The organism is Stappia sp. (genome assembly GCF_048261845.1).
Taxonomy (GTDB): Bacteria; Pseudomonadota; Alphaproteobacteria; order Rhizobiales; family Stappiaceae; genus Stappia.
Genome location: NZ_JBLXFR010000115.1, coordinates 1 through 6,555 on the forward strand (window position 1 = coordinate 1; position 6,555 = coordinate 6,555).

A 6,555-nucleotide genomic window follows, 5' to 3' on the forward strand; every position below is an offset into this window, starting at 1 on the left:
GTGCGGAATCGGCGATGTGCCGCACCCAGACGCCGTCGAGCGTATTGCGCGAGACCAAGTTGATCGCGGGGTTCCATTTGTTCAGCAGCGTAACGTAGTGGTCAAGACGCTCGAATGTTTCACGTGAAACATCGCGCTCGAAGTCGTCGCGGCTCACGCCGACTTCTCACGCGCTGCCTGGCGCAACCGTGCGAGAATCAAAACAAGGGCGGCCGGCGTCATCCCGTCGATCTTCGCCGCCTGAGCCAGGTTTCCGGGCCGTTGCTGGACGAGCTTGCCGGGCTGTTCGGTCGACAGGCCCCTGATTGCGAAGTAGTCAAAATCCTGCGGAATCTCGACATTCTCGTCCTTCCGCAACGCTTCAACTTCTCGCGTCTGCCGCTCGATATAGTTCGCATAGATCGCGTCGCGAACCAGTTGCTCTTGAATTTCAGCGTCCAGTTCCGCCGATTCCGGCTGCAGAAGCCGGATGTGATCGAAGCTGACATTCGGAAGAGACAAAAGCTGATACGCCGTGCGCTTCTTGCCGTCCTGGTTCACGTTAATCCCGGCTTCCTTCGCCGCCTTGGGGCTGTGCTCGATACCTTGAAGAAGATCGCGGCCTGCGTCCAAGCGCTCCATCTTGCATTCAAAGGCCGCTCTGCGCTCTTCCGATACACAGCCCGCCGCGATTGCCATCGGCGTAAGACGCTGGTCGGCGTTATCCGCGCGCAGCGACAGCCGAAACTCGGCACGCGATGTGAACATGCGATATGGCTCGCTCACACCGCGCGTGATCAGATCGTCGATCATTACGCCGATGTAGCTATCGGCACGGCTGAACACGATCGGCTCAAGCCCCTGCGCCTCGCGCGCGGCGTTCAACCCGGCGACGAGGCCCTGCGCGGCGGCTTCCTCGTATCCCGTGGTGCCATTGATCTGTCCGGCAAGGAACAGGCCTGGCACATCTATAAGAGACAGTCTCGCGTCAAGGACCTGTGGATTGACATAGTCGTATTCAATTGCATAACCCGGCTGCAAAATCTTCGCATGTTCAAGCCCCTGAATGGTCCGGATATAGTCCTCCTGAACATCCTGGGGCAGGGAGGTCGAGATCCCGTTGGGATAAATCGTCGTATCGCTCAGGCTTTCGGGTTCGAGAAACACCTGATGCGAGGTTTTCTCGGAAAATCGCACGATCTTGTCTTCGATGGACGGGCAGTAGCGCGGCCCGATCCCCTCGATCTGCCCGCCGTACATCGCCGACCGCGCAAGGTTGTCGCGGATAACATCATGCGTCCGCTCGTTCGTATGGGTAATCCCGCATGACACCTGCCGAGCAGTCGGCGCGGTTGAAAGGAAAGAGAACATCACCGGATCATCGTCCCCGGGTTGCATCTCAAGGCCATCCCAGTTGATGCTCCGCCCGTCAAGCCGAGGCGGGGTGCCGGTTTTCAGGCGCCCGAGGGGGAGGCCGAAACCGTCAATTTGATGCGCGAGCTGGACCGAAGGAGCGTCGCCCATTCGACCGCCGGGACGTTGGCTGTCGCCGATATGAATGACGCCGCGCAGGAAAGTGCCGGTGGTCAGCACCGTGGCCCTTGCGCGAATTTCACTACCGTCGGCCAGGCGCACGCCAGCCACGCGGTCACCCTCCAGTATCAGCCCGCTGACTTCACCCTCCAGAATCTCCAGTCCTGCGCGGGCTTCAAGCGCTGAAAGCATCTCGGCACGGTAGATATGGCGATCGGATTGCGCCCGCGGGCCTTGCACGGCCGGGCCCTTGCTACGATTGAGCAGTCGAAACTGGATACCGGCGCGGTCGGCGACCCGCCCCATGACGCCATCAAAGGCATCAACCTCGCGAACGAGATGGCCTTTGCCAAGCCCGCCGATGGCCGGGTTGCACGACATCACACCAATCCCGGCGCGCTCCAGGGTCACCAGCAATGTCGCCGCGCCGGCGCGGGCCGCGGCGTCCGCAGCCTCAGCGCCGGCGTGGCCGCCGCCGATAACGATGACGTCAAAATGTTTCACGTGAAACACTCCTTACTTGCCGATGCAGAAGCTCGTGAAGATCTCGTCCAGAAGATTCTCTACATCGACTTTCCCGACTAGAGAATCAAGGGCACGTACCGCGCTTCTCAGGTCTTCCGCCGCGAACTCTCGCAGATCCTCAGGGCCTTCGACCAGGGAAAGGGCGTGGGCGAGCGCAGCCGCGCCGCGCTCCATCGCATCACGATGCCGCGCCCGTGTGGCAATGCCACTGCCCGCCGTGCGCTCTGTCAGAATGTTGCCGATCCGATCAATCAATCGCTCAAGTCCGGCGCCGGTTTTTCCAGAAATTCCATCGGCGTCGCCGGTGACGTCGGATTTCGCACCGATGACGATGTCGCCCGGTTGGGGCACCATCTGCGGCTGATCATCCGGCCCCAGAAGGAAAACGCGCAGGTCTGCTTCGTTGGCACGCTGCCGGGCCCGCTCGATCCCGATCGCTTCGACGTGATCGCTGGAGTTTCGCAATCCGGCGGTATCCAGAAGCGTGACCGCGAGACCCGAGATTTCAAGGCGCACCTCGATCACGTCGCGCGTGGTTCCGGCATATTCCGAGGTAATCGCGGCCTCGCGTCCGGCGATGGCATTCAGCAAGGTCGACTTACCGACGTTCGGGGCACCGACGATGGCCACCTCGAAGCCGCTGCGCACGCGCTCGGCCGCCCCGACGCCGCGCATCTCGCGCTCCAGCGCGTCCTTGGTCCTTGAAATCAGGTCGGCCACTTCCGGCGTCACATCCTGCGGTACCTCTTCGTCAGCGAAATCAATGCTGGCCTCGATCAGTGCGGCCGCGCGGATCAGATCGCGGCGCCAGGCCTCGGCGCGGCGACCAAGTTCTCCAGACAGGACGCGCATCGCCTGCCGACGCTGCATCTCGGTCTCGGCATCGATAAGATCAGCCAGTCCCTCGACCTGTGCGAGGTCCAGGCGACCGTTTTCCAGCGCACGGCGGGTGAACTCTCCGGCCTCGGCCTGGCGCAGATCGTCCTGCCGGTCGAGCCACCCAAGCACGGCCCCGATGATCGCCACGCTGCCGTGCAGGTGCAACTCGACCACGTCTTCACCGGTGAAACTTCCGTCGCGGGCAAAACGGAGTACCAGCGCCTCATCCAGAACCTCGCCATCGTCCGTGCGCAGGCGCCGGACCCCGGCTTGCCGGAGGGGGGGAAGTGTGCCGCACAATGCCTCGGCAGCGGGCCAGGCCCGGGGGCCGGAAATTCTGACGACAGATACGCCCGCCTTGCCCGGCGCCGAGGCCAGTGCAAAAATCGTATCCATCGTCTAATCCATTGAAATTATTATAGTATCACGTATTCATCGAGTCGAAGAACTCGGAGTTCGTCTTGGTCTGCTTAAGCTTCGACAGCAGGAACTCGATCGCGTCGGTTGTGCCCATCGGATTAAGGATGCGGCGCAGCACGAAGGTTTTCTGCAGATCAACCTTGTCGACCAGAAGATCCTCTTTCCGGGTGCCGGACTTGAGGATATCCATCGCCGGGAAGACGCGCTTGTCGGCGACTTTGCGATCGAGGACGATCTCGGAGTTGCCGGTGCCCTTGAACTCTTCAAAGATAACCTCGTCCATGCGGCTGCCGGTGTCGATCAGGGCCGTCGCCACGATCGTCAGGCTGCCACCTTCCTCGATGTTGCGTGCGGCGCCGAAGAACCGCTTGGGGCGCTGCAGCGCGTTGGCGTCAACACCGCCGGTCAGAACCTTGCCCGAAGACGGCACGACCGTGTTGAAGGCACGTCCGAGGCGGGTGATCGAGTCGAGCAGGATAACGACATCGCGCTTGTGTTCGACCAGGCGCTTGGCCTTTTCGATCACCATTTCGGCGACGGCGACGTGGCGCGTTGCCGGCTCGTCAAAGGTAGAGGACACAACCTCGCCCTTCACGCTGCGCTGCATGTCGGTCACCTCTTCAGGCCGCTCGTCGATCAGCAGCACGATAAGGTAGCATTCCGGGTGGTTCGCCTCGATCGAGTTGGCGATGTTCTGCAGCAGCACGGTCTTACCCGTGCGCGGCGGCGCCACGATCAGAGAGCGCTGGCCCTTGCCGATGGGCGCAACCAGGTCGATGATGCGGGCGGATCGGTCCTTGATCGTCGGGTCCTCGATTTCCATCTTGAGCCGCTCGTCGGGATAAAGCGGGGTCAGATTGTCGAAGGCAATCTTGTGACGCGCCTTCTCGGGATCCTCGAAATTGATATGCGACACCTTGGTCAGCGCGAAGTACCGCTCGCTCTCTTCCGGCTGGCGCATCACGCCGTCGATGGAATCGCCGGTGCGCAGCGCGTACTGGCGGATCATGTCGGGCGAGACGTAGATGTCGTCGGGACCGGGAAGGTAGTTCGCCTCGGGGGAACGCAGGAAGCCAAAGCCATCCTGAAGTACCTCGAGCACACCGTCGCCGCAGACCTCCCAGCCATCCTCGGCCCGCTCCTTGAGGATCGAGAACATCATCTCGCCTTTGCGCATGGTCGAGGCGTTCTCGATCTCGAGCTCCTCGGCCATCGCCAGCAGGTCCTTGGGGCTTTTCGCCTTGAGGTCAGAGAGGTTCAGGCGCTCGATCTCGCTGGGATCTTCGGCGAATTCAGTGGTCATGGTATCGGAGGTCATCAGGCTATCCCGTGAGCGGCCCAGGCAAAGCTGGCGCGCGGTCTTACTGCTGGTGTGAAAAGCTCGGGGCCCGGACGGGCCGTTCAACGCTCATAGGACGAAGGGGCCGCGGAGTCAACGACCTCAGAATTTCACCACCACGGCCAGCACGATCACCACCATCAGCAGCGTCGGAACCTCGTTCATGATGCGAAACCGCCGCCCTTCAAGCTGGTTCGCCCCGGCCGCGAAATCCTTGCGTCTGCGGGCGAGCCAGTGGTGAAACCATGTCATCGCCAGCACCGATGCCGCCTTTGCCCAGGGCCAGGCCATCGACCAGTCGACGATGCCGGGCGTAAACACCAGGGCGAGGCCGAAGACCCAGGTCGCGATCATCGCTGGATTCATGATCGCCCGCAGCAGGCGCCGCTCCATGATCTGAAGCATCCCGTCGGCCTGATCGCCCGTGGTCGAGGTTTCGGCATGGTAGACGAAGAGCCGGGGAAGATAGAACAATCCCGCCATCCACGCGATGACCGACATGATATGCGCGGCCTTGATCCATGCATGGTACTGCGCCAGCCAATCCAGCATTCGGGGCGTCCTTGTTCCGGGCTCTCGGTCCGGTCCTATAAATAATAAAGAAAAGAATAAAGAAGGTTGATGGTTTTGTAGGGCAGCCAGGTTCTGGGGATTATCGGTGCTTCAACGCAATTCTCCACATCGCAAGAGCACGGGGGATTCGCGCACAGAGGGGCTTAGGATAACAGAATTTTAATGAATGAAAACATATCGTTACAGTAGATAATCCGTGGATAAAACACGGCATCCAAGGGCATGGAATCCGCATTGACAGAGTTGTGTACGCCGCGGGCTTATTCTTTTCCGCAGGGGAGGACCGGGGGCGAAGAAAGGGCGAGATCAGCGAACTGTCCCGCCCTTGCATGACGCGGCAGAATTGCGCACAGAGATTGCGCTGCGACTGCAGGGATTTATACGCAGGTTATTCACATGGCGGTTCCGATCGTTCTGGCCTCTGGCTCCGAAATCCGCGCGCGGCTCCTGCGACAGGCGGGGCTGTCATTCGACTGTGCGCCGGTGCGGATCGACGAAGATGCAGCGCGCGATGCCATGCTGGCCGAGAGCGCGGCGCCGCGCGACATCGCCGACACTCTTGCCGAGATGAAAGCCCAGCGCGGATCGGCGCGCGCGCCCGAGGCCATGGCTATCGGCTGTGACCAGGTGCTCGGCCTTGAGGGCGATGTTCTGGCCAAGCCGCAAGACCGCGACGAGGCGGGCGCGCAATTGCGCCGCCTGCGTGGTCGCACGCATACCCTGTATTCAGCTGCCGTCATCTGTCGCGGGGGCCAGCCGCTCTGGCGACACGTCGGAGTGGTGCGCCTGACGATGCGCGCTTTCTCCGATGACTATCTCGAAGCCTATCTCGACCGGTGCTGGCCCGGGATCGGCGACAGCGTCGGAAGCTACAAGCTGGAGGAAGAGGGCGTGCGGCTGTTCGCATCCGTACAGGGCGATTACTTCACCGTTCTCGGCTTGCCCCTGCTTGAGCTGTTGAATTTCCTGACGACGAGGGGGGATATCGAGGGATGAATGATCCGGCCAAGATCCCATTGGCGGGCGTTATCGGCTATCCGGTCGGGCACTCCCGCTCGCCACAACTGCACGGGCACTGGCTGAAGGTGAACGGGCTGCGTGGGCACTACGTACCGCTGAACGTGCGGCCCGAGCACCTGGAAGAGGTCGTGCGCACGCTGCCGCGCATGGGGTTCGTAGGTGCCAATGTCACGATCCCTCACAAGGAAAAGATCCTCGCCATGGCCGACCTGGTCACCGACCGGGCTACGCTGATCGGGGCGGCGAATACCCTGATCTTCCGCGAGGACGGCAAGATCCACGCCGAC

6 protein-coding genes and 1 pseudogene are annotated in these 6,555 nt (G+C 61.7%); 2 read left to right on the forward strand and 5 right to left on the reverse strand.

The window, feature by feature from the left end:
* The 5 genes from ACN0T5_RS21325 to hemJ form a co-directional block, all read right to left on the reverse strand.
* A partial coding sequence (locus ACN0T5_RS21325) for an RsmG family class I SAM-dependent methyltransferase (protein ID WP_417770618.1) occupies window positions 1–157 on the reverse strand: 157 nt, incomplete at its 3' end.
* Entirely contained in the window at window positions 154–2,016 is a 1,863-nt protein-coding gene (gene mnmG / locus ACN0T5_RS21330; RefSeq protein ID WP_417770614.1) for a tRNA uridine-5-carboxymethylaminomethyl(34) synthesis enzyme MnmG, read from the reverse strand. The genes mnmG and ACN0T5_RS21325, both read right to left, overlap by 4 nt.
* A gap of 12 nt (window positions 2,017–2,028) precedes the next feature.
* Window positions 2,029–3,312: a tRNA uridine-5-carboxymethylaminomethyl(34) synthesis GTPase MnmE gene (gene mnmE, locus ACN0T5_RS21335; protein ID WP_417770615.1), complete on the reverse strand. Its 1,284-nt coding sequence runs from the start codon at window positions 3,310–3,312 to the stop codon at window positions 2,029–2,031.
* A 28-nt stretch (window positions 3,313–3,340) separates the two neighbouring features.
* The gene (gene rho / locus ACN0T5_RS21340) at window positions 3,341–4,639 is read right to left on the reverse strand and encodes a transcription termination factor Rho (RefSeq protein WP_417770619.1); all 1,299 of its coding nucleotides are present in this window, start codon (window positions 4,637–4,639) and stop codon (window positions 3,341–3,343) included.
* Window positions 4,640–4,777: 138 nt separating this feature from the next.
* A complete protein-coding gene (hemJ, locus tag ACN0T5_RS21345; RefSeq protein ID WP_417770616.1) occupies window positions 4,778–5,227 on the reverse strand; it encodes a protoporphyrinogen oxidase HemJ in 450 nt (149 codons plus the stop codon).
* A 417-nt stretch (window positions 5,228–5,644) separates the two neighbouring features.
* On the opposite strand from hemJ, the gene ACN0T5_RS21350 reads away from it, so the two are divergent.
* Together ACN0T5_RS21350 and ACN0T5_RS21355 are read left to right on the forward strand one after the other, a co-directional pair.
* Window positions 5,645–6,244, forward strand: a complete 600-nt coding sequence (locus ACN0T5_RS21350) for a Maf family protein (RefSeq protein WP_417770617.1) — start codon at window positions 5,645–5,647, stop codon at window positions 6,242–6,244.
* A pseudogene (locus ACN0T5_RS21355) lies at window positions 6,241–6,555 on the forward strand (shikimate dehydrogenase); the annotation flags it as partial. The gene ACN0T5_RS21350 and the pseudogene ACN0T5_RS21355, both read left to right, overlap by 4 nt.

What these genes read in the sequence shown, in the direction of transcription:
- mnmE (WP_417770615.1), bottom strand. Translation starts at nt 3,312, where the DNA reads ATGGATACGATTTTTGCACTGGCCTCGGCGCCGGGCAAGGCGGGCGTA.
- rho (WP_417770619.1), bottom strand. Translation starts at nt 4,639, where the DNA reads ATGACCACTGAATTCGCCGAAGATCCCAGCGAGATCGAGCGCCTGAAC.
- hemJ (WP_417770616.1), bottom strand. Translation starts at nt 5,227, where the DNA reads ATGCTGGATTGGCTGGCGCAGTACCATGCATGGATCAAGGCCGCGCAT.
- ACN0T5_RS21350 (WP_417770617.1), top strand. Translation starts at nt 5,645, where the DNA reads ATGGCGGTTCCGATCGTTCTGGCCTCTGGCTCCGAAATCCGCGCGCGG.